Here is a 22592-nt window from a genome sequence, read left to right on the forward strand (position 1 = left end):
AAAAGAGTTTATTTTTTCTCTTGAATTTGAGTTTTAAGAGGCTGATATTCAATTTTATATATAATGGTATAAAGCACAGGCACTACAATTAAAGTTAATATGGTAGCAAAACCTAAGCCAAACATAATAGTAACCGCCATTGATTGAAAAAACACATCAAATAATAGTGGGATCATCCCCAATATAGTGGTTATTGCTGCCATAGCAACAGGGCGTACACGGCTTACTCCTGAATCAAATACCGCCTGGTATGGCGCTTTACCTTCAGATAACTCAAGATTTATTTGATCCACTAATACTATGCCATTTTTTATTAACATACCGCTTAAGCTTAGTAATCCTAATAATGCCATAAAGCTAAACGGCGCATTCATGACCAATAGCCCAGCGCTTACCCCAATAATTGCCAGTGGTACAGTAGCCCAAATAACTAAAGGCTGCTTAACAGAGTTAAACAGCAATACTGTAATTGCAAACATAGCTAAGTAACCAATCGGCAATGAGCCAAAGATAGCTTTTTTAGCTTTACTCGATGACTCGTATTCGCCACCCCATTGCATTTCGTAACCGCGTGGCAGCTCAATGTTTTCGATATCGGTGCGAATGCGTGCAAATAGTTTAGCCGGCGTTTCGTCACTTAGTACATCATGGTCAGCCATAACGGTAATAGTGCGCTTACGATCGCGGCGCATAATCAAGCTGTCTTCCCATTCAACTACAAACTCATCAACAACTTGAGTAACCGGTATAAACACCCCCAATACTGGGCTGAAAATTTGTAGGTCATGTACACTTTCTACGTTTAAGCGCTCGTTAGCAGGAGAGCGCGCAATAATAGGCAGTAATTGGGTGCCATCACGATATACACCTACTTGCTTACCCGACAAGTTAGTAAGCAATACTTGATCAAGGTCTGATTTACTAATACCTAAACGACGCGCTTTTTGTTCGTTAAACTGTGGGCGGATCATTTTGGTACGTGCCCGCCAATCATCACGAATATTATGCGAACCTGTATCTTGCGCTATGATATGTTTGGCTTGAGCAGATAGTTTTCTAAGTACAACTGGATCTGGGCCAGAAAAACGCGCTTCTATTTTTGCATCTGTTGAAGGGCCTATTTCCATAGGTTTAACTTTAAGCTGTGCGGCAACCGGATTGTGCTGTGCGAAATCTCGTACTTTTTGCATAACAGTAGCAACCGCTTCGCGGTCAGTTACACGAATAATCAATTGCCCGTACGCAGGGTATGACTTTTCAGGTGCATAAGTAAGCATAAAGCGCGGAGCACCTTGGCCAACAGTACTGGTTATTTCAGTAACCAATGGGTTTTGCTGTAAAAACGCTTCTAACTTTTTAATCCCCTCAAGCGTTGAGCGAATATCAGCGCCTTGTTCTTGCCAATAATCTACATAAAACATTGGCGTATTAGATGCCGGAAAAAATGATTGTTTTACAGCGCCAAAACCAACAACAGCACTGCACAGCAGTACTAACATTAAAACTAAGGTACTTTTTCTAAAGCGCATAGCAAGGTTTAAACTGGCTTCGTAACTGGTAAATATAAAACCTTGATATGGGTCGTCATACTCTTGCTCGCCATCAGCGTTTAATTGCGTTTCTTTAAACATTAAATTGGCAAAAAATGGTGTGAGGGTAATGGCAGTGATCCAGCTTAATAAAAGGGAGATTAGCAATACCCAAAATAAACTACCGGCAAACTCACCGCTGGCATCGGAGCTTAAACCGATCGGCGCAAATGCAGTAATAGCAATCACAGTTGCCCCAAGTAATGGCCACTTAGTTTGTTCAACAATATTAATAGAGGCTCTTAGTTTAGTTTGCCCACGTTTGAGGTTAATCAAAATGCCTTCGGTAACAACAATGGCATTATCAACAAGCATACCAAGTGCGATTATTAGCGCACCTAACGAAATTCTTTGCAAATCAATAGCAAATAACTTCATAAAAATAAAAGTACCTAAAACGGTAAGCAGTAAAATACCACCAATTAACAGCCCGCTTTTAACCCCCATAAACAGCAATAGCACTATAATTACAATGGCAATCGCTTCAACTAGGCTAACAATAAAGCCGTTTACCGATTTTTCTACTTCGTTTGGTTGATTATAAACGGCATTAATTTTAATTCCGTGTGGGCGCTGGTACTCTAATGACGCAAGGTGTGCGTCAACGTCGTTACCTATATCAACCACATTAACGCCCGACATAAACGATACGCCAATTAACAATGCTTGCTGTTGGTTGTAACGAATAATATTGCTGGGCACTTCGGCGTACTCGCGGTATACCTTAGCTACATCACCTAAATAAATTAGCTCGCTGGCACCCGATTTAGAAATAAGCAGGGTTTCTAACTCTTTTACATCTTTAAACTCGCCAGTAGGGTGCAAGCGAATAGACTCACTGCCGACCCTAATTTTACCCGCGTTAGAAACCGTATTTTGCGATTGTAATAATTGATAAATATGACTGGGCGCTATGCCTAATTGAGCAAGTTTTTGCGTAGAAATTTCAACCATTACTTGCGCTTGTTGCTCTCCTGCAATAGTTACTTTACTTACGCCTTTAACCAATACAAGTTCGCGTTTAAGGTAGTCTACGTAGTCTTTAAGCTCGTCATACGAATAGCCATCGCCGGTTACGGAATACATTACGCCGTAAACATCGGCAAAGTCATCAATAATTTTACTGGCGTATACACCACTGGGCAAAGATGGATTGAGGTCGTTAATTTTACGCCGCATTTCATCCCAAATTTGTCTTAACTCTTGTTTTCGGTAGTTACTTTTCATTTCTACGGTAATTTGCGACTTACCATTTGACGAAATAGAGGTAACGTAATCAACGTAAGGTAATTGCTGAATCGCATTTTCGATAGGAAAGGTAACTTCTTCCTCTACTTGCTGTGGCGACGCGCCAGGATACATGGTGATAACCATGGCTTTTTTTAACGTAAATTCAGGGTCTTCTAATTGCCCTAAGTCAAAATAAGAAACACCACCGCCAATAAGTAGCAGTAGGGTAAACATCCAACTAATAACTTTTTTCTCTATAGATAGTTGTGCAAAGCTCATAATTACAGGCCTCGCTCTTTATTCCATGGGCGTACTTGCATGCCTTCTTTTAGTGAATGTACACCGGCGGAAACAATTTGCTGTCCTTCTGTAATCCCACTGAGTACTTCAATGCCATCGCGGTGTAATTGGCCCACTTTTACTGCTTGTTTATGTATTTGGCCGGTTTGCTCGTTATATAACCATACATAAGCGTTGTTACTAATAGATTGCTGCGGATCAGAAAACACCGCCTCGTTGGGCAAAATAGTGTAAGCGGTTTGTGATTGCGTTACTTTACTTAAATCGATAAGTACGCGGCCAGTCATACCGGCAAGTAAGTTAAAATCTTCTGGTACTGGTAGCGAAAACACAACTTTATACGTTAATGTGGCAGGATCTGCTTGGGTGTCCCACTCTTTAAGTGTGAGTGTGTATTTTTTATCGTGATAACCGTCAAAAATAACCGTTGGTTGGTATTGAGTTCCTTTAATAAAGCGCGCCACAATTCTTTCAGGTACTTGAATTTCAACATCCATTAAATCGCGGGTTTCTAAACGCAATATATTTTGCTTTGTTTGTACACTTTCAAAGTTTTTTACAAATACTTTTGCAACAGTACCCGCAAACGGCGCTCTAAGTTGGCTATATTCCACATTCGTTTGTGCAATTTTAAAGGCCGATTCGGCAACTTGCTTGTTAGCAATAGCCTGATCAAGCTCTGATTGGCTGGTAATGCGCTTTTCGAAAAGTTGTTCAATACGCCCTAATTGTGATTTAGCCAGCTCATAGCGGGCTTTACGCTCATTATATTGCAGCTGAAAATCTTCAGGGTCTAACTTAGCTAATAGTTGTCCTTTTTTTACATGCTGACCCGCTAATACCGGAAACTCAACCAGCTCACCGCTTACTCTAAATGCAAGGTAAGAGCCTTGATTTGCAACTACTTCAGCAGGAAAACTGCGAATGTTAACTTGCGAATCGTGACCAATATTAAATAACTTTACCGGGCGTATTGGCTCTTCTTTTACTTGCGGCTCAGGCTCAGAGCAGGCTATTAAACCAAGTAAAGTCGTCGTTACTACACATAGACGTAAGAGGTGCATATTTTCTCCATGAAAATTAAAAGCTAAATAAAGTCAGTGCAGCATACTCCGCAAACATATAAAATAAAATTCATTAAATTTTAAAAACTCAATAAGTTTTACTTATGTTGTTATTGGCAATGCTATGAAACTCAATCAGCTACAAATATTAGACGCCATTGTACAAAGCGCAAGCTTAAGTGCAGCGGCACTTAAACTACACAAAACGCAGCCAGCGCTTACGTTAGCAATTAAAAGTTTAGAGACAAAAATAGGCTTTGCGCTACTCGACCGTTCGCAATACCGTTTACAATTAACCGAAAAAGGGCGGATTTTTCATCGCCAAGCTAAACAACTGCTCAATAACAATGAAGAGCTTGCACAACTTGCAAAAGAGCTAGCACTGGGCAATGAGGCGCAATTTAGAATTTGTTATGAACAAATATGCCATGTGCAAAGCTACAATGAGATCATAAGTAATACTTTTAGAGTATTTAATAGCACTGAGTTTAGTTTAACCAGTGGTAAACGTTTTATTTCGTTGGAGCAGGTTAATAATGGCCAAGCAGAGCTTGGCATAGGCCCTTGGTTTGACTTGTTTCATGCTACCGGCGATTTAGAAAGCTTGCCCATAGGCAAGCTCGACATTGGTATTGTTAGCGCAAAAAATATTATACCCAACACACTTAGTTACAGTGAATTGCAGTCGTACCCGTGTTTAGCCATGTTTGAAAGCGGCCTGAGTATAGACAGTGATAGGTTGTCTTATTCTAAAGGCCCAGCAATGATGAAAATTGACGATATATCGAGCTTAAAATCGTTTTTATTATCGGGCGCTGGTTGGGCTATGATCAGCTTAGAGCATTGCGCTGAAGAAATTAAATCGGGATTATTACAAAAAGTCAGCATAACTGATCGCGAGCATGAATTTAGCACGCAAATTCGCGTTTTTAGGCAGCACTCTAGCCATCATGGGCCAGTAGCACGTACTATTTGGCAGCAGTTTACTCAACTTAGCCAGGCGTATTTGAAAAAACATGGAAATTGATAAAGAAACGCTTATTTATACCGTTATTGGTAGCATTCCTAAAGGGCAAGTTGCAAGTTATGGGCAAGTAGCCGCTATTGCGGGGTACCCGCAAAATGCGCGTTTAGTAGGGCGGTTATTAAAGCTAATGCCCAACGACTCAACAATACCTTGGCATAGAGTAGTAAGCAGCCAAGGTAAAATATCGTTTCCTATAGGCAGTAATAAATATCATGAGCAGCGACAAAAGCTGTTATTAGAAGGTATTGCATTTAAAAATGAGCGAGTGAATATGCGTGTGTACCAATGGCAGTAATATAACAAGTTTAATCTGCCTGCTGTTTACTTAGCCACTTGCTCAATGAGTGCGCTGTTAAAATAGTGCTAGCGTTAAAGTGTTTATAACTAAGTGCTTAACGCAATAAAAAGGGCAAGTTAAATGCTTGCCCTAGTTTGCGTGTAAAGTGCATGCTTTACACTAAGTTTTTGCCTTCTTGTTTCGCATTTTTAAGATCTTTAATAAGTGAGCAAAGTAAAATAACAAATACACCAAAGGCAATCACAGGCCAAATTAATACATAAATAGTAAGTAATGTTGTAGACATAATTTTTCCTTATTTATTGTCACTAAATTCAACAACACGTTGCTTAATTAAAGCAAAATCAAACGCGCTTTTGTTGCTGGTTAAGGTAAGCACTACACAAATAATAGCGCTGGCACCGTAAGCGGTCAGTGAGCTTAGCAATACAATATAGTCGCGTAAAAAACCTAAAGTAAAAAACAGTAGTATTACGGCTGTTATTGCGCCCAAAATTAACCCCGCAGTGCGGCCAAAAAAACCAAAACACATTAAGCCAATAACAACACCGCCGCCTACGCTTGCTATTACCTCAAAAAACAACGCGACAGCGCCAGTTAATTCCAGCCACTCAAAGCGTGCGACAATAAAGAGTAAAAACGCGCCGGTTACCGCGGTAGTAAACGCCAGATTTGTCACCTTATCCCAATATAAGCTAGAAATAACCGGAAACACAATTGCGCCCCACAGTGCGCCAACAAAAATTAGCATTGAGAGAATATCGAGTTTAAGGCTTGCAAATATAACGCCTAACATGGTGGCAACAACCATGGTAAAGCGGCCAACCCAAAGCATTTTTTTAGGGTTAGGATTGTTTTTACTTAAATGTTTACCGTATACGTCGGTCATTATAATTGCCGATAAGGCTGACAAGTCAGAATCGGCGGTGGATGAAAGCGAGCCAATAATCATCACAAATAATACTAACACCATAATAGGCGACAGGTAGGTTGCAGCCATTTGCGGAATGAGGTTATTTAAATCACCGTCTATAGGTTGCACGCCGGCTAGTAACGCCAGTAACCCCAGCATACCTAAGCCTATAACAATAGAGCCATAACCTATGGTTGCTGTAATAAAGCTCGGTTTTATTAAGTCTTCGCGTACAGCAAATAAGCGTTGGGCAATAGTTTGATTACCAATAGCGTATGCAAGAACTGCAACAAAAAAAGGCGCGCCTTGCTCTAAAATGGCAGTAGTAGAGAAAAAGTCAGCTTGTTCTATTGTTAAATTACTCATGCCTTGAGTAAATAAGTCGGGGCCATCGAGCTCAAAAAATAGCATAGGAATAATAACCACAGCGGCGAGCATCATAGCCATTAACTGGCCAAAATCGGTAAAAACCGAGGAGCGAAACCCCGACCAAAAAGTGTATATAAGCACGCCAGAGCCTGCAATTAATACCCCTTCGGTAAAGTTCAGTGGTGATAAAATATCTACTAGCGCACCGGCTGCAGTAAAGTTAACCATTAAACTAATTATACTGCCGACTATGTTTGAAGAGGCTAAAATCATTTGGCTAGCACTGCCATGCCGCGCATGCATAATTTCGGCTAAAGTACGCGCATTTGGCGCAAGCTCTCTAAAGCGCTTACCAAAGGGGTAAATAAATAAAATCATCAGTGCGCCCCAAAAACCGTAATGGATTGCCCCCGATAAACCATATTTGTACCCCGAACTTGCAGCAGCATAAAACGATGCTGCCCATATCCATGTGGCTGTCATACTCGCTGCAGACATGCTAAATCCAACGGATCCGTTGGAAACCATATAGCCATCGGCATTTTCTTGTTTTTTGCCAATACTTAGCGTGAATAAAAAGGTTAAACCATAAAAAGCAAATAAAACCAGCAGTATAGTGCTGGTACTAAACTGAAACATTTTTACTCCTTCGCCGCGTCACTCGTCATTACAATAGAGGTAATAAGGTGACGGTTATTATTTATTTTACGCAGTTAAAAACGCACGTAAATAATTAGAGGGCTACTAAAAACTTTATAAAATAGCTTAATAAAACTAGTAGCAAAAAATAGCTGATACGATCATCAGTAAAGAATAATGTAAGCAAAAACGCCCACATAAGAAATTAATGTTAACACAAATGGAGGATGTTATGTGATTTAGCTTGGTTTACAGTATTAAATGCTGAAATTGGTGCTGCTCAATATTTAATATAAATCAATTTTCCGCTAACGAATAACAACCAACAGGACGGCTATTTAATGTAATTACACAGCCAGTTTTCAGTGTTTGGTTAATACAGCAATAGCAACTTAAGCCTTATCGTTACCCTAAAAGGAAGTGAAATGTCGCTCTACCCATTTAAAAAATATTCAGCCACAGTGCCCACCCAGTGGGTTGATTTTAACGGCCATATGAATACAAAATATTATGGTTTAGTTATTTACGATGCGCATATAGATTTTACCGAACATCTGGATTTAGGTGAGCGATACCGTTATGCAAATAACTGCAGCAAAGCATTAGTAGAGAGCCATTGTATTTTTGAAAGGGAGTTGTGCAAAGGCGATGAAATTGAGGTTGTGTCTTGGCTGTTGTACGTTGATGAAAAACGTATTCATACATTTCATGAAATATATTGCACCAATAAAGGATATCGCGCCGCTGCGGGCGAGCACTTAGATTTGCATATTGATTTAGCAACCAGGCGAGTATCTCCATTTCCAAGTGAGGTGCTAGAGCGTTTAAAGGTAATAGAGCAGCAATTTTGCCAACTACCCAAGCCCGTTAAAGTAGGCAGTACAATTAAAATACCCAGCATAACTTGAACCTTGGATAATAAATCTATCTCAAGCAGCTATTTTTAGCGCTAACTACGTTGAATTTGCTTGCAATAGGCCAGCTATTGGCGCGTAAATTCGCCTTATTTTCACTGGAAACCTCTGGCTAGAAAAAATAAATTTAAATATAACTATGACTCAACACGTAAGTAAACCTCTTAACCAGAGTTCATGTTACATAATGTTATTAGTTATATTTCATGGTGATTTTATTTTAGCGGCAGGCGAGTATAAACTGGCGCTAAAATGAAACACAAAACAGTTAATTTTTAGCGTTATTTATTTTTAACTGTTCTTTTTCTAAATATGTTTGGCTGCCAACCCCAATGCAGCGCGCCCAAACGTAAAAATACGGTAATAAACAAGGAGCCTAAAATACACCATATATAAGACACTCCGAGTAAAAACAACGCTGCATAAGTTAAACCGCCCGACAGACACGCAGTAGAATACAGCTCTTCGCGCATTACTAGCGGAATTTCTCTGCAAATTACATCGCGCATTAGCCCGCCAAATATACCGGTAGTCATACCCATGGTAATGGCAACTATCATGGTAGTGCCTTCAATTAACGACTTTTCAATGCCGACAATGTTAAATATAGCCATGCCTAATACATCAACTAGCAGCATGTAATAATTAGATACGTGCGGTAAATGGCGAATAAACACCACCGCAATAAATATTGCGCCATAGGTGGCGTATAAATAATCGGGCTCTGCAATCCAAAACACCGGCTGATTTAATAATATATCACGCAATGTACCGCCGCCAAGCGCAGTAACTGAGCCTACAACTACAACACCAAAACCCCCAATGTTTTTTTCGTGGCCTAATAAAGTGCCCGATATAGCAAAAAAGGCCACCCCAATTAAACTCATAAAATGAAAGTATTCAAACGCCATGGTGTGGTTTCCTTACCATAATTAGGAGAGGTAGAATTAATAAACAGTGTAGCGTATTTAAAATTTATTTTTGCTGAACACTCCCCCACAACAATAGCTTTAATATGAAATTACGTAGGTTGGTTTAGGCGCAGTGAACCCAACGAAAAAAGGCAGCATCAATTAATCTAGGCGTTTTGCATTATAGATTGGCTTAAATAATTGGCTAAACTAAGCATCAATTTAATAAATAAAATAAACCTTATTCACTATTTTATCGGCTTTATCAGAGGACGCTTCCCCTTCAATACACATAACGACTAATGCCCACATAGTGGCAAACGCAGCCGGCAATAACAAATAAGTGCCAAATGGCGTGGCTAAATTGGGTGTTTTTGGCGCTGTAAAATACTGTGCCTAGGCTGTAAAAAATGCCGCCGGCGAGTAGCCAATATAATGCGTTTACATTAATAACTAAGTAAAGCGGATAAATAATGGCGAGTGCAAACCATCCCATGAGTAAGTAGGTGGCAAGGGAGACTTTTTTATTACCATTGTGAACTAAAACTTTATACGCTACGCCAGCAAGTGCCACTGACCAAATAAAGGTGAGGGTTGCCCAAGACCAAACACCTGTTAACGACAGGTGTAAAAAGGGAGTGTAAGTACCGGCAATAAGAATATAAATAGCGCAGTGGTCGCACTTTTTATAAAATGCCCTGAGCCTAGGTTGTACACTGGCGTGATATAAAGTAGATGATAAAAACAAAATAAAGATGCTGGCGCTATAAACCGTTGCACTTATATAGGCTTTAGTGCTACTTGATTGATTAAACAGATCCCACATTACCCAGAAAGCAAATAACACACCTATTGCATGGCTAATTACATTGAGCTGTTCTTCTTTACGCGAATAGGGCGCATTCGATGACATAACTGATCCTACCACTTTTAATTGTTTTCAGTGTACGTGTGTACGCTGAATCTTTCAATTATTATAAGCAAACATAAGGGCAAACTTTCGCTTGCTTTAAAGGCTTATTAATTCAATATGTTTTACTACAAAATAGGCTGAACACTCAACTGTTACTTAAAGGAAAATTATGCAAAAAAGCTTTAAAGCAGCATTACTTAGCGCTTTAATTTACCCAGGTGCTGGGCACTTTGCGTTAAAAAAGCATTTAATAGGCGCTATTTTTGCGGGAGTATTTTCGGTTTTACTACTGTTAACTTTACAAGAGGTGTATGCAATGGCGCAATGCATAGCTAATGACATAGTAAACACAAGGGGCGGTGCTAGCTTTGATGATATTTTGGCTGCAGTAAAGCACCCATCAGCGCACTGTGCAGCATTAGGGCAATACCAGTATATTTACTTAATGTTGGTTATTTGGTTTTTGAGCATAGTAGATGCTTACAGGTTAGGTAGAAAGGCGGTTAAATAAACAGCGGTATTGGCGCATAAATAAAGCGTGTTATATTAACTAAAATTTAGCTGAAAAGTTAAATTAATTAGTTATATTAACCAACGCTGAATTTCATTTTCTGCTACTAATATTTAAATCTGCTTTATAAACAATTGGTTACAATTTAAATTTAGTGTGGCACATCCCTTGAGTATGTAATTGAGTCGAAACAATACACAAACAAGGAAATCCATTATGAAACATTCAATTAAAATCGCTATGGCAAGTTTATTAGTATTAGGTTCGTTGCAAGCAAACGCAACCGAAGTTGACCTTGATGTAACTGATATGCTCACACAAACAATTACCAGCTATATATCGCAAACCACCATAGAGCTTGAAAACTCAATAAAAGACACGCTTACTTTTAATACCGAAACTATGCTTAATAGCTGGTTAAGTGAGCCATTAATTACCGATACTCAAGCTGAAATTAAAACCGAAAATACCGTTAAACCAGTGCAATAATATACGTCAATTATAAGGAATAACCCTATGAGCAGTGAATTTGGATTATTTGCTTTAATGCTGGCGCCTGTTGTAAGTATGATCAGCGCTTATTATTCGGTGCAATTACTTAAAAGTATGGGAGCGTGGTTTAATATTTAACATTGGTTTAATAAAAGCTGATCGACTTAGTTAAAGCGCACGTAAATGAAGGCAGAATGTTTTAAACAAGTAGACTTTATGAAACGTGCGATTTTTCCATTACCCTTATTTATCCTCCCTGACGGTTATACGCGTTTGCGCATATTTGAACCTCGCTATTTAAATATGGTTAAAAGCGCATTAAAAGAAAACATTGGATTTGTGCTTTGTAGTTTTGAGCACGACACGCCATTTAATATCAGCGCCCAAGGTTGCCTAATGAACATTATTGACTTTGATCAAGATGATAATGGCATGCTACTTATAGATGTATGTGCTACTCAAAGTGTGCAAATAAACGATGTGTTTCAAGACGAGCAAGAACTGCGCTACGGTTTAATGTCGAACTGTAATACGCCTTATTGGTACACAGAGGCAAACAATAATATTGGCGAGCATAAACGCCTACAAGATACGCTGCGTGAAGTGTTCACTAATAACCCAGAGCTTAGTTCGTTATATAAACAAACCTATTTTGACAAGCTTACTTGGGTTGCTGCACGATGGCTTGAGCTGTTACCTATATCTATTGAGAAAAAACAGCAACTTGCGTTTGAAACTAACTTTGATAACTTACTAAGTTTCCTCCATACTGTGATTAATAACGAATTTGCCTAATTTAATTTGATCCTTATTTAATTATTGCCCGTATTTACATGTACTAAAGCAATAACGGGATAAATTACTATGGTAAGTCAACAACAATCATTACGTTGTGAACCTAATACAGGTAAGTACACTGCCATGCCAGAAACGCCAAGTAAGGAATTGATGCAAGCATTAATTGATGTTGCACAAAGCCGCGATAAAAAAGCATTTGCTTATTTATTTGAATATTTTTCGCCAAAAATTAAACGTTTTGGTATCAAGCAATTTGGTATTGAAGCTCAAGCAATGGAGTTAGTGCAAGAAACACTAACATCGGTTTGGCGTAAAGCACATTTGTACAATAGTGACAAAGGGGCTGCGACTACTTGGGTTTACACGGTAATGCGAAATGCTTCGTTTGATATGCTGCGCAAAATGAAAAGCAATAAAGAAGAAAACATCAGCGAAGATATTTGGCCGTTATTGAACGAATCGCAAAATACGCATCACGAATACACAGATCATTTAGAAGATAAACAAATTAAACGCTACCTTGAAAAGCTACCAGTAGCTCAGCGGGAAGTAGTAAGAGGTGTTTATTTTCAAGATATGTCGCAAGAACAACTTGCACAACAACTTAATATTCCAGTAGGCACGGTAAAATCACGGTTACGTTTAGCCTTGCAAAAATTACGTAATGAAATGGGAGATCAGCATGATTAAACATCACCCGAGTGATACTTTACTGACACAATATTGCAGTGCATCACTTAGCGCATCATTAAGTTTAGCTGTGTCTATACACGTAGATATGTGCCCAGTATGCCAAGAAAAAGTAACAAAGCTTGAAGCTGATAATGCAGCTGAAGTGTTTAACGATGCATTACTTTCAGAGGCTAAGGATGATACTAGTGGTTATTTTGAGCAAGAAAGCTCAAGCTTATTTGACTTAATAACCAGCGATACCAGTATTGATGAAGTATACGAAGTTGAACCAATTGCTGTTGAAATAAACCAGCAAAATTATCAACTGCCGCGTGCTTTAACACGTATTTCGCACAGCAAATTTACTCAAGTTGGCAAACTAGCCCGCTCGCGCGTTGCCCTAGATGATGGCCCATTACGTACCAGCTTATTGCACATTGCTGCGGGTGGAGAAATACCAGAGCATACTCATACCGGATTTGAGATTACTTTGTTACTAAACGGCGAGTTTAGCGACGAAGAGGGTAGCTACGTACCGGGTGATTTTATTTGGCAAGATGGCAGCCATCTGCACACACCGGTAACAAAAGAAGGCTGTTTATGCTTTACAGTAGTCAGTAGTGCGCTACATTTTAATAAAGGGCTGAGTAAGTTACTTAACCCAATTGGTAATTTAATTTACTAATATATACAGTTTATTAGGGATATTATGCAAGCTGATACAATTAAAATAGGCATTAGTGCATGCCTAGCAGGCGAAAAAGTGCGTTTTGACACAGGCCATAAACGCTCAAACTTTTGTATGGATGAGTTTGCAAAGCATGTTGAATATACGCGCTTTTGCCCAGAGGTTGCGGTAGGTTTACCTATTCCAAGGCCTACTATTCGCCAAGTACGAGTAGGCGATACTATTAAAGTGTGTCGCCCTGATGGTTCTGGCGACGTTGGCCCACAACTTACTGCTTACGGTATTAAAGTAGCAACCGAACAAGCGAAAGAGCTAAGCGGTTTTGTGTTTTGTGCTAAAAGCCCAAGCTGTGGCATGGAGCGCATTAAAATATACAACGAAGCGGGCACTGGTAACACATCAGAAGGTGTTGGTTTTTTTGCAGAGCAAATAATGAAGCACAATCCATTATTACCGTGCGAAGAAAATGGCCGTTTAAACGACATGCACTTGCGTGAAAACTTTGTAATGCGAGTGTATACGTTTAAAAATTGGCAAAAATTAATACAACAGCCATTGAACGTTCATCGCTTAACCCAGTTTCATGCGCAATACAAATACTTGTTAATGGCGCATAATTACCAAGCTTACCGCGATCTAGGTCATTTGTTAGGCACGTTTTTAGGTGATGACGTAACCGAGCTTGCTGATAAGTACATTTTAGGTTTGATGAATGGACTTAAAAAGCCAGCCTCACGCAAAAATAATTGTAATACCTTAATGCATTTACAGGGCTACTTTAAAAAAGATTTATCGTCAGTCGAAAAACAAGAAATGCGAGAAGCAATTGATGAATACAGCGATGGTTTAGTGCCTCTTTACGTGCCACTTACTTTGCTAAAGCATCATTTAAAGGTGCACCCAAACGAGTATCTTGAAAAACAAGTGTTTTTTAATCCTTATCCTCATGAGCTAAAACTACGCTACGGTATTTAATGAACACACTATTTTGGTTTAGGCGCGATTTGCGCCTTTTTTCTAATGAGGCGCTAATTCAAGCGCTTAATAATGGCGCTAAACACGCTGTTTTTTTTATCTGCGAAAAACAATGGCAGCTGCATCAAGCCGCGCCAATACAAATTGACTTACTTAAACGTCGCATTACTTATCTGCACCAGCAACTTGCTGATCACGGTATTACCTTACACATTATTGACGCACCATACTTTACTGATTGCGAAACTCAACTCATTGATTTTTGTAAGGCTAATAATGTTCAGCATGTAATTGCTAATACCGAGTATGAGCTAAACGAAGTAAACCGCGATAAAGCCATTTTAGCAAAGTGCGATGAGCTTTCTATTACGTTTACCTTGTACGAAGGCGATTTAATTGCCCCGGTAGGCAGCGTTAAAAACCAAAGCAACGAAATGTACAAAGTATTTACGCCATTTAAGCGCGCTTGGTTAAAACAGTACATTGAGGTGCATTTTTCTTTGCCGCAGTGGCCTGTAGAGCACGTTAGCGGCGGTGCGCAGTTAAGCAAAAACGAAACAAATTTACTCAAAGGCGATAGCAGCTCTGAAAAATGGCCCGTTGATGATAAAACATTGGCCACTGTGGTCGATAACTTTATTTGCGATAAACTAACAAGTTACGACGATCACCGTGATATTCCCAGTATTAAAGGCACCTCAGGCCTTAGCCCTTATTTAGCGCTAGGTATTATTAGTACTAAGCAATTATTAATAAATATACAGCAGCGCTACCCGGATATTTTAAGCACTTCAAAAAGCAAAACCTTTACTTGGGTTAATGAGCTTATTTGGCGTGAATTTTATCGACATTTAATTGCGCAATTTCCAAAGCTTTCGCGTGGCGATAATTTTAACGAAAAGTATAACGCGGTAGTTTGGCGTAGCAGCGATGACGAATTTAAAGCATGGTGCGAAGGCCGCACAGGTTACCCGCTTGTTGACGCTGCGATGAGGCAACTCTTGCAAACCGGGTGGATGCATAACCGTTTACGCATGGTGGTTGCTAGCTTTTTAACTAAACACCTACTTATAGATTGGCGCAAAGGCGAGCGTTTTTTTATGCAACACCTCATAGATGGCGATTTGGCCTCTAATAATGGTGGTTGGCAGTGGGCGGCCAGTACCGGGTGTGATGCACAGCCTTACTTTAGAGTTTTTAATCCTATAAGACAAAGTGAACGCTTTGATCCAAACGGCGAATTTATTCGTAAATACATACCAGAGCTTGAAAACGTGCCAGATAAACACATTCACTTTCCACATAGTTATTTAGCCTCATTGGGGCAAAGTGATTCGTGTTATTGGCCAGCAATTGTTGATCATAAAGCGGCGCGAGAGCGTGCCCTAGCAGCATTTAAGGTATGATATGGATAACCAGTTACCAGTAGATAAGTTTGTAGATATATATCAAAAACTTAATAATAGTAACCTTGATTTATTAAGTGAAATTTACTGCGACGATATACAATTTACCGACCCAATGCACAACATTAATGGCATTGTTGAGCTGCGCAAATACTTTGCTAATTTGTATAGCAATGTTACGCATTGCCAGTTTGATATAACCGACTCATTTAGTGTTGCCAATAACGCCTTTGTGTATTGGAGTATGCATTATGTGCATCCTAAATTAGCCTCAGGAAACACAATTACTGTGCAGGGGCACAGTAAGCTTACATTTAACGGTGACAAAATAATTGAGCACCGCGACTATTTTAACGTAGGCGAGCTACTGTATAAGCATATTCCTTTATTAGGCAGTGTTATTAAACTAATAGATAAAAGGGCGGGCTAATTATGATCACACTTATTACCGGTGCTACCTCAGGTATTGGCGAACAATTAGCAATAAAATATGCCGAGCAAGGCGATACTGTTATTGCTTGCGGTCGTAACAGCGAAAAGTTAGCTGAGCTTGCTAAGCATAACAACATTCAAACCTGCCAATTTGATGCCACAAATTTACAACAAATAAAGTCGGCTACCATTGGCTTTGCTCATTTTGATCGGGTCATACTCAATGCTGGTAACTGCGAATACGTTGACGATGCACGAAATTTTGACAGCGCCTTATTTGAGCGGGTCATTAGCGTTAATTTACTGGCTATGGGGTATTGCTTAGAAGCTTTATTACCTAAAATAAATAGTGGTGGCCAGCTGGTCTTAGTCAGCTCAAGTGTAACCTACTTAGCACTACCTCGCTCAGAGGCGTATGGCGCTTCTAAAGCGGGTGTAAGCTACTTGGCTAAAAGCTTAGCAATTGATTTAAATGACGTTGATGTAACCTTAGTGCATCCTGGTTTTGTTAAAACCCCTCTAACTAATAAAAATGACTTTCCTATGCCTATGGCCGTTACAGCGCAAAAAGCGGCAGACTACATGATAAAAGGCATACACAAGCGTCGTAAAGAAGTGCATTTTCCGTATCGTTTTACACTAATATTAAAAGCACTGCGCATATTACCATTGCCGCTGTGGCTCAAAATTGCAAAAGGACTAGCGCGTTGAAAAAAATAGCTATAATTGGCACTGGCGTTTCAGGTTTAACCTGTGGGCATTTATTGCATAAGCACTATGATGTAACGCTATTTGAAAAAAACAATTACATTGGTGGCCACACGGCTACGGTTGATGTGCAAGTTGATGGTATTGAACACGCTATTGATACTGGTTTTATTGTATTTAATAACAGAACCTACCCTTATTTTGAAAAGTTATTAGCGCGTATTGGCGTTGATAAGCAAGAAACAGAAATGAGTTTTAGTGTGCATAACGATGCAACAGGTTTTGAATACAACGGCCATACCTTTACGAGTTTATTTGCACAGCGTCGTAATATTTTTAGACCAAAGTTTTGGCGTTTACTGTACGACATAGTTAGGTTTAATAAATTATGTAAAACAATACACGAGCAAGGCAGCTATAAAGCCGATCACTCATTAGGTGAGCTACTAAGTGAGCATAATTTTAACGACTTTTTTAAATATCATTATATTTTACCTATGGGCGCTGCTATTTGGTCTACCAGCATTAAAGAAATGCAAAATGTAGGCGTTGAATTTTTTGTTAAATTCTTTTTTAATCATGGCTTATTAGATGTAGTAAACAGGCCGCAATGGTATGTAATACCCGGTGGTTCTCGTCAATATATTAACCCGCTAATTAGAGGCTTTGCCGACAAAATTAAACTCAATACAGATATTAAATCAGTAACTAGAGCTGCCGATAAAGTAACCATTGTGTTTGCTAATGGTGAGCAAAGCGAGTTTGATAAAGTGATATTTGCTTGTCATTCAAATCAGGCGTTAGCGTTATTGGGCGATGCCAGCGAGCAAGAAAAGTCAGTGTTGGGCGCTATTCCTTATACCGAAAATTCAGTGGTGCTTCATACCGATACTAATTTATTACCCGACAGAAAAGCAGCCTGGGCTAGTTGGAATTATTTACTCAATAATAATACCGATAAAGCGGCTGTTGTTACGTATCAAATGAATATACTTCAAGGGTTACAGTCAGATACGCAGTTTTGTGTAACATTGAACCATCTACAAGGAATAGAAAAGAGTAAGATATTACGTGAATTTACTTACCATCACCCAGTATTTAACCAAGAATCGATAGCTGCGCAGCAACAAAAGCATAGCATTGACGGGAAAAATAATAGCTATTTTTGTGGTGCGTATTGGTATAACGGTTTTCACGAAGATGGGGTGCATAGTGGCGTAGACGTTGCCAAACAGCTTGGGGTTGAATTTGACTAGCGCTGTATATTTAGGCGATGTAAAACATCGCCGTTTTGCGGTTAAAAGCCATAGCTTTAGTTACCCTTTGTACATGATGTGGGTTGATTTAAATAACCCACAGCAATTAAACGGTGTGCATAGCCAATTGGGCAGTTCAGGTTTTAAAGCTCTTAAATTTAACCAAGCAGACTATCTAAATAAAGACCCGCAATTAAATACCTTTTCGTTAGTAGAGCGCGCGCGCAAACACCTTGCAAAGCTAGGTGTTAAAAAAACCTTTAGCCATGTTTATATGCTGGGGCAATTACGCTGTTTAGGTATTTACTTTAGCCCAGTAAATTTTTATTTTTTTGGCGATAACGATACAAAATTTAGTTACATGATCGCAGAGGTTAGCAACACACCTTGGAATGAACGCCACTATTATTTAGTTCCGTTAGAAAAAAAAGTGAACTTTAAGAAAACCTTTTCCGTATCACCTTTTATGGACTTGGACATGAACTACCACTGGCATATTCGACAAACGCAGGATAAAGCATTAATACAGATTAAAAATATACGCGACGAGCAGGTATTATTCGACGCTACACTAAGGTTAAAACGCCACGAATTAACTGAGCAACAAGTAAGTAGGTTGCTTAAACGTTTTCCGGCGATGACTTGGTCAATTTTTAAGGGTATTTATTATCAAGCATTAAAGTTGTTTATTAAAAGAGTGCCTTTTTTAGGCCACTCAGGTAAGCCATAAAGCAAGTTGTTATGTTGTTTAAGAGTAATAATATAGGTGATTTTATGGAAAAAGCGACGCATTTACGTTGTCAAAATAATCGAAGCTGGCTTACTAATTTATATAAAAAAATAGTATTTAAAGCCTTTTCATCGATTCAAACAGGGCACATAACGTTAGTTGATAATAACGAACGCAGTACTTTTGGCGATTTATCGTCAGCTGCAAAAGTAACGATTACTGTTAATAATAAAGCAATGTACAAAGCATTTTGTTTGTCGGGTAGTGTGGGCGCAGGCGAGTCTTATATTTTAGGACAATGGTCTTGCGATAACTTAACTCAGCTGATCGAAATATTTGCGATTAATCAAAATCAATTAGATGCTTTTGAAAAAAAATTTTCTTTTTTCAGTAATATCGTCAATCGCTTAAATCACTTAAAAAACAAAAACTCAGAATCGGGTTCGAAAAAAAATATTATTGCTCATTATGATTTAGGGAATGATTTATACGAATCGTTTTTAAGCAAAGAAATGCTCTATTCGTGTGCAGTCTATCCCGAAAAAGAAGCATCCTTAGAGCAAGCTCAACAATATAAGTTACAACGAATTTGTGAACAAGTTGAACTACAAAAAGGCGACTCGGTAATAGAGATAGGCACCGGATGGGGGGCATTCGCAATTTATGCAGCTACTCATTACGACTGCTATGTTACTACCACGACTATATCTGATGAGCAGCACGACTATGTTGAACAAAAAGTGAAGCAACTTGGGCTTGAACATAAAATAACTTTGCTTAAATTAGACTACCGTTCACTTAAAGGGCAATACGATAAACTGGTTTCAATTGAGATGATTGAAGCGGTAGGGCACGATTACCTACCAAGTTTTTTTACTCAATGTAGTGCGTTATTAAAAGATGATGGCGCTATGCTTATTCAGGCGATTACTATTGGTGATCAGCGTTATAAACATTATTTAAAAAATTCAGATTTTATTCAGCAATATATTTTTCCTGGTGGTTGTTTGCCATCGTTAAATGAAATGAGTGAACAAATTAAAAATAATACCGATATGGTTATTCATACCGTAAACGATATTGGTGCCCATTATGCACGTACACTTGCCGATTGGCGTACGCGCTTTATACAAAGCTGGCCAGACTTAGACAGCTCTAAATTTGATGAGCGCTTTTATCGTTTGTGGTTATTTTACTTTGCTTACTGCGAAGGTGCATTTAGAGCACGTGCAACTAGTACCGTGCATTTAATGGCGCGTAAACCACGTTTTATCAGTACTGATGATGAAATTGCACTCGGTTATTAATTTTGTGTTATTTCAAGCAGTGTGGTTTTTATCCTTACTGCTTGAATCAAGCTCTGTTGTGTTTAGTAGCGCTATTATTGCGTTGATGTTTTATTTATCAAAACAAAAGAAGCACGACGCATTACTGGTTTTAGTGGCTTTGCCCTTGGCTTTATTGAGCGAGTTTATTGCCGTTAAAAGTGGCTTATTAGAGTTTAAAGTATCCCCATTTCCTGTTTGGCTTGCCTTATTGTGGTTTGCATTACTGCTTAGCATAAACACCTCAATGCGCTTTTTAATCTCACTAAAACTTTGGCAAGTATTTATTATTTGCCTTGTGTTTTCCCCTGCAAGTTACTGGGCCGGCGCGCGCTTTGAAGTGCTAAATTTAGGCCTGCCACTATTGGAGTTTTGGCTGGTATACGGTGCTCTTTGGGCTGCTGTATTTACTTTAATTATTTTAGCAAATTTAAAACTTAAATTACTTATTACTCGCTGATCCTCGCCCTTGCCGCTCCCGTATGATTATTCACTTACCTGAAGGGATTTACCATGAACGCTATATTTAAAGTACTGTGTATTTGTTTACTCACAACGAGTTGTGTTGCTGTGGCACAAATTAGCTTAACGAAGGTAGGGGATGCGCGGATGGAGTATTTATTTTGGGATGTATACGACGCTACATTATTTACTACAACAGGAGAGTATAAGCTAGGCGATAATCCGATTAAATTTAAGCTGACTTATTTGCGTGACTTTGCTGCTAAAGACATAGTAAAAGCGACCAACGAGCAGTGGCAACATTTAGGTAAAAAACAGCTAACAACGCAATATAGCGATAAATTATTAGCGATGTGGCCAAATATAAAAAAAGGCGAGTCGTTAACGCTCGTAACAGACAAGCAAGGGCTTAGTGTTTTTTATCATAATGATAAACACATTGGTGAAATTAATGAGCCTGGCTTTGCCGCTGACTTTTTGGCGATTTGGCTGAGCGAAAATACCTCTGAGCCCGCACTTCGAAAGCAATTATTAGGAAATTAATATGACGATTTTAAATTATGCAAAAGTAACCTTTGCCGCTATATGTGCGCTGTTATTGGTAAGTTGCTCTGCCCCCAATGTCGAACATTACAATAACACCTCTCCAGAATTTGACTTTAAAACGTTTTTTAGCGGAAATTTAAAAGCCTATGGCGTTGTACAAGACTATAAAGGTGAATTAACCCGCAAGCTCGTGGTTGACATGCATGCAAGCTGGGAGGGCAACCAAGGCGTTATAGAAGAAGATTTTATTTATGACGATGGTGAAACTCAAAAACGTATTTGGAAAGTAACACTCAATGATGACAAGAGTTTAACCGGCACTGCAGATGATGTTTTAGGTACAGCTAAAGGGAAAAGTGATGGCAGTGTATTTCATTGGAATTACGCTGTTGAACTGCCGTACGATGGCAGCACTTTAACGGTAAACTTTGATGATTGGATGTACTTGGTAACACAAACTCGCTTGATAAACCGTACGTCTATTGTTAAATTTGGTATCGAAGTTGGGGAAGTTACCTTGGTTATCGAAAAAATATAGCTTATGACTTTGTGGTTTAACTTGCGTTAAAATTGCACTTAAATTAAGTCTTTGTTAACTCAACACGCTGTATTTTACCGATAATTATTTTAATTTTACGCATTTTATAAGATTTTAAGCAAAAAATGCAATTTGCTGTTGCTAACTCTTCAAAAATGCATAAAGATAGGTTTTGCGAAGGCAAAATAATAACGAATAGGAATCAAATAATGAATAAAGCTCAATTAGTTGAAAAAATTGCTACTGATGCAGAAATCTCTAAAGCCGCTGCTACACGCGCTCTTGACGCGTTTACTGGCGCTGTAACTTCTTCTTTAAAAGAAGGTGATTCAGTAGCGTTAGTTGGTTTTGGTACTTTTTCAGTTAAAGAACGTGCAGCACGTACTGGCCGTAACCCACAAACGGGTGCTGAGATCCAAATCGCAGCGGCAACTATCCCAAGCTTTAAAGCAGGTAAAGGTCTTAAAGATCAAGTAAACCTTTAATTGTAGGTTTATCTAATTAAATGAAAAGAGGGCCTTTTAGCTAATGCCGATCAGTTAAGGTTAATTGATCTGTTGACCGATCTAAATGATCGTGAATAATCCGTAATTAGTTTCGCTAATTACGGATTTTTTATGGATATTCAAACAGCTCTTTCGACCACTTTCTCATCTGCCGAGGAATTTACAGCGCTTGATAACTTATCTGGCATATTAGATCCCGAATTACTTAACCAAGCTTTTGAAAAATCGGGTGTCGCCACCGTTCGTAAACGTCGTTTACCACTCGATGCTGTCGTTTGGTCTGTGATTGGTATGAGTTTATTTCGTCATGAATCTGTTTGGGATATAGCCTCTAAAATGGACATCGCCTTACCAGGTAAAGGGAAACTAGTTGCCCCTAG

26 protein-coding genes are annotated in these 22592 nt (G+C 39.0%); 20 read left to right on the forward strand and 6 right to left on the reverse strand.

Going from position 1 to position 22592, the window contains the following annotated elements; translation table 11 throughout:
- Positions 1-8: 8 nt before the first annotated feature.
- Positions 9-3098: an efflux RND transporter permease subunit gene (locus H5058_RS13745; RefSeq protein WP_182678638.1), complete on the reverse strand. Its 3090-nt coding sequence runs from the start codon at positions 3096-3098 to the stop codon at positions 9-11.
- Positions 3099-3100: 2 nt separating this feature from the next.
- A complete protein-coding gene (locus tag H5058_RS13750) occupies positions 3101-4183 on the reverse strand; it encodes an efflux RND transporter periplasmic adaptor subunit (protein ID WP_182678640.1) in 1083 nt (360 codons plus the stop codon).
- 124 nt (positions 4184-4307) lie between these two features.
- Between H5058_RS13750 and H5058_RS13755 the strand changes: the two genes are divergently transcribed.
- Both H5058_RS13755 and H5058_RS13760 read left to right on the forward strand, forming a co-directional pair.
- Complete coding sequence (locus H5058_RS13755; RefSeq protein WP_011330065.1) at positions 4308-5210, forward strand: LysR family transcriptional regulator; 903 nt, start codon at positions 4308-4310, stop codon at positions 5208-5210.
- Positions 5200-5505 (forward strand): MGMT family protein, encoded by a 306-nt coding sequence (locus tag H5058_RS13760; protein ID WP_086997486.1) that lies wholly within the window; start codon positions 5200-5202, stop codon positions 5503-5505. The genes H5058_RS13755 and H5058_RS13760 overlap by 11 nt, the downstream gene beginning before the upstream one ends.
- Before the next feature lie 157 nt (positions 5506-5662).
- Here H5058_RS13760 and H5058_RS18380 read toward each other — a convergent pair whose 3' ends face one another.
- Both H5058_RS18380 and H5058_RS13765 read right to left on the reverse strand, forming a co-directional pair.
- Complete coding sequence (locus tag H5058_RS18380; RefSeq protein ID WP_220485834.1) at positions 5663-5794, reverse strand: putative transporter small subunit; 132 nt, start codon at positions 5792-5794, stop codon at positions 5663-5665.
- 9 nt (positions 5795-5803) lie between these two features.
- The gene (locus H5058_RS13765) at positions 5804-7429 is read right to left on the reverse strand and encodes a sodium:solute symporter family transporter (RefSeq protein ID WP_182678642.1); all 1626 of its coding nucleotides are present in this window, start codon (positions 7427-7429) and stop codon (positions 5804-5806) included.
- Between the two features lie 425 nt (positions 7430-7854).
- Between H5058_RS13765 and H5058_RS13770 the strand changes: the two genes are divergently transcribed.
- Positions 7855-8337 (forward strand): thioesterase family protein, encoded by a 483-nt coding sequence (locus H5058_RS13770; RefSeq protein ID WP_182678644.1) that lies wholly within the window; start codon positions 7855-7857, stop codon positions 8335-8337.
- Between the two features lie 287 nt (positions 8338-8624).
- On the opposite strand, the gene H5058_RS13775 is transcribed toward H5058_RS13770, so the two are convergent.
- Together H5058_RS13775 and H5058_RS13780 are read right to left on the reverse strand one after the other, a co-directional pair.
- Positions 8625-9254 (reverse strand): trimeric intracellular cation channel family protein, encoded by a 630-nt coding sequence (locus H5058_RS13775; RefSeq protein WP_011330070.1) that lies wholly within the window; start codon positions 9252-9254, stop codon positions 8625-8627.
- 283 nt (positions 9255-9537) lie between these two features.
- Entirely contained in the window at positions 9538-10167 is a 630-nt protein-coding gene (locus tag H5058_RS13780) for a hemolysin III family protein (RefSeq protein WP_182678646.1), read from the reverse strand.
- 169 nt (positions 10168-10336) lie between these two features.
- Here H5058_RS13780 and H5058_RS13785 point away from each other — a divergent pair, with 169 nt between their 5' ends.
- The 17 genes from H5058_RS13785 to H5058_RS13865 form a co-directional block, all read left to right on the forward strand.
- Positions 10337-10678, forward strand: a complete 342-nt coding sequence (locus H5058_RS13785; protein ID WP_011330072.1) for a hypothetical protein — start codon at positions 10337-10339, stop codon at positions 10676-10678.
- 216 nt (positions 10679-10894) lie between these two features.
- The gene (locus tag H5058_RS13790) at positions 10895-11167 is read left to right on the forward strand and encodes a hypothetical protein (protein WP_179806885.1); all 273 of its coding nucleotides are present in this window, start codon (positions 10895-10897) and stop codon (positions 11165-11167) included.
- A gap of 219 nt (positions 11168-11386) precedes the next feature.
- Positions 11387-11965 carry an LON peptidase substrate-binding domain-containing protein gene (locus H5058_RS13795; protein ID WP_011330074.1) on the forward strand — a complete coding sequence of 193 codons (579 nt, stop codon included), beginning with the start codon at positions 11387-11389 and terminating at the stop codon, positions 11963-11965.
- 69 nt (positions 11966-12034) lie between these two features.
- Entirely contained in the window at positions 12035-12658 is a 624-nt protein-coding gene (locus H5058_RS13800) for a sigma-70 family RNA polymerase sigma factor (RefSeq protein WP_011330075.1), read from the forward strand.
- Positions 12651-13325 carry a ChrR family anti-sigma-E factor gene (locus H5058_RS13805; protein WP_182678648.1) on the forward strand — a complete coding sequence of 225 codons (675 nt, stop codon included), beginning with the start codon at positions 12651-12653 and terminating at the stop codon, positions 13323-13325. The genes H5058_RS13800 and H5058_RS13805 overlap by 8 nt, the downstream gene beginning before the upstream one ends.
- Positions 13326-13349: 24 nt before the next feature.
- The gene (locus tag H5058_RS13810; RefSeq protein ID WP_182678650.1) at positions 13350-14303 is read left to right on the forward strand and encodes a DUF523 and DUF1722 domain-containing protein; all 954 of its coding nucleotides are present in this window, start codon (positions 13350-13352) and stop codon (positions 14301-14303) included.
- Complete coding sequence (phrB, locus tag H5058_RS13815) at positions 14303-15709, forward strand: deoxyribodipyrimidine photo-lyase (RefSeq protein WP_182678652.1); 1407 nt, start codon at positions 14303-14305, stop codon at positions 15707-15709. Before H5058_RS13810 ends, phrB begins: the two co-directional genes overlap by 1 nt.
- 1 nt (position 15710) lies before the next feature.
- On the forward strand, positions 15711-16139 hold the full coding sequence (locus H5058_RS13820; RefSeq protein WP_182678654.1) for a nuclear transport factor 2 family protein: 429 nt from the start codon (positions 15711-15713) through the stop codon (positions 16137-16139).
- A gap of 2 nt (positions 16140-16141) precedes the next feature.
- Positions 16142-16852 (forward strand): SDR family NAD(P)-dependent oxidoreductase, encoded by a 711-nt coding sequence (locus H5058_RS13825; RefSeq protein ID WP_011330080.1) that lies wholly within the window; start codon positions 16142-16144, stop codon positions 16850-16852.
- On the forward strand, positions 16849-18105 hold the full coding sequence (locus H5058_RS13830) for an NAD(P)/FAD-dependent oxidoreductase (RefSeq protein ID WP_011330081.1): 1257 nt from the start codon (positions 16849-16851) through the stop codon (positions 18103-18105). Before H5058_RS13825 ends, H5058_RS13830 begins: the two co-directional genes overlap by 4 nt.
- Entirely contained in the window at positions 18098-18835 is a 738-nt protein-coding gene (locus tag H5058_RS13835) for a DUF1365 domain-containing protein (RefSeq protein WP_182678656.1), read from the forward strand. Before H5058_RS13830 ends, H5058_RS13835 begins: the two co-directional genes overlap by 8 nt.
- A 44-nt stretch (positions 18836-18879) precedes the next feature.
- On the forward strand, positions 18880-20142 hold the full coding sequence (locus H5058_RS13840; RefSeq protein ID WP_182678658.1) for a cyclopropane-fatty-acyl-phospholipid synthase family protein: 1263 nt from the start codon (positions 18880-18882) through the stop codon (positions 20140-20142).
- Entirely contained in the window at positions 20120-20620 is a 501-nt protein-coding gene (locus H5058_RS13845) for a DUF2878 domain-containing protein (RefSeq protein WP_011330084.1), read from the forward strand. The genes H5058_RS13840 and H5058_RS13845 overlap by 23 nt, the downstream gene beginning before the upstream one ends.
- Before the next feature lie 53 nt (positions 20621-20673).
- Positions 20674-21165: a chalcone isomerase family protein gene (locus H5058_RS13850; RefSeq protein ID WP_041454935.1), complete on the forward strand. Its 492-nt coding sequence runs from the start codon at positions 20674-20676 to the stop codon at positions 21163-21165.
- 1 nt (position 21166) lies between these two features.
- Positions 21167-21706 (forward strand): DUF3833 domain-containing protein, encoded by a 540-nt coding sequence (locus H5058_RS13855; RefSeq protein ID WP_182678660.1) that lies wholly within the window; start codon positions 21167-21169, stop codon positions 21704-21706.
- A gap of 209 nt (positions 21707-21915) precedes the next feature.
- The gene (locus tag H5058_RS13860; protein ID WP_008166804.1) at positions 21916-22191 is read left to right on the forward strand and encodes an HU family DNA-binding protein; all 276 of its coding nucleotides are present in this window, start codon (positions 21916-21918) and stop codon (positions 22189-22191) included.
- A 132-nt stretch (positions 22192-22323) separates the two neighbouring features.
- Positions 22324-22592 (forward strand): transposase domain-containing protein (locus tag H5058_RS13865; RefSeq protein ID WP_182678663.1); only part of this gene is annotated, 269 nt, incomplete at its 3' end.

Origin of the sequence: Pseudoalteromonas sp. SR45-4, from assembly GCF_014163535.1 — a bacterium.
In the GTDB taxonomy this organism is placed as follows: domain Bacteria; phylum Pseudomonadota; class Gammaproteobacteria; order Enterobacterales; family Alteromonadaceae; genus Pseudoalteromonas; species Pseudoalteromonas nigrifaciens.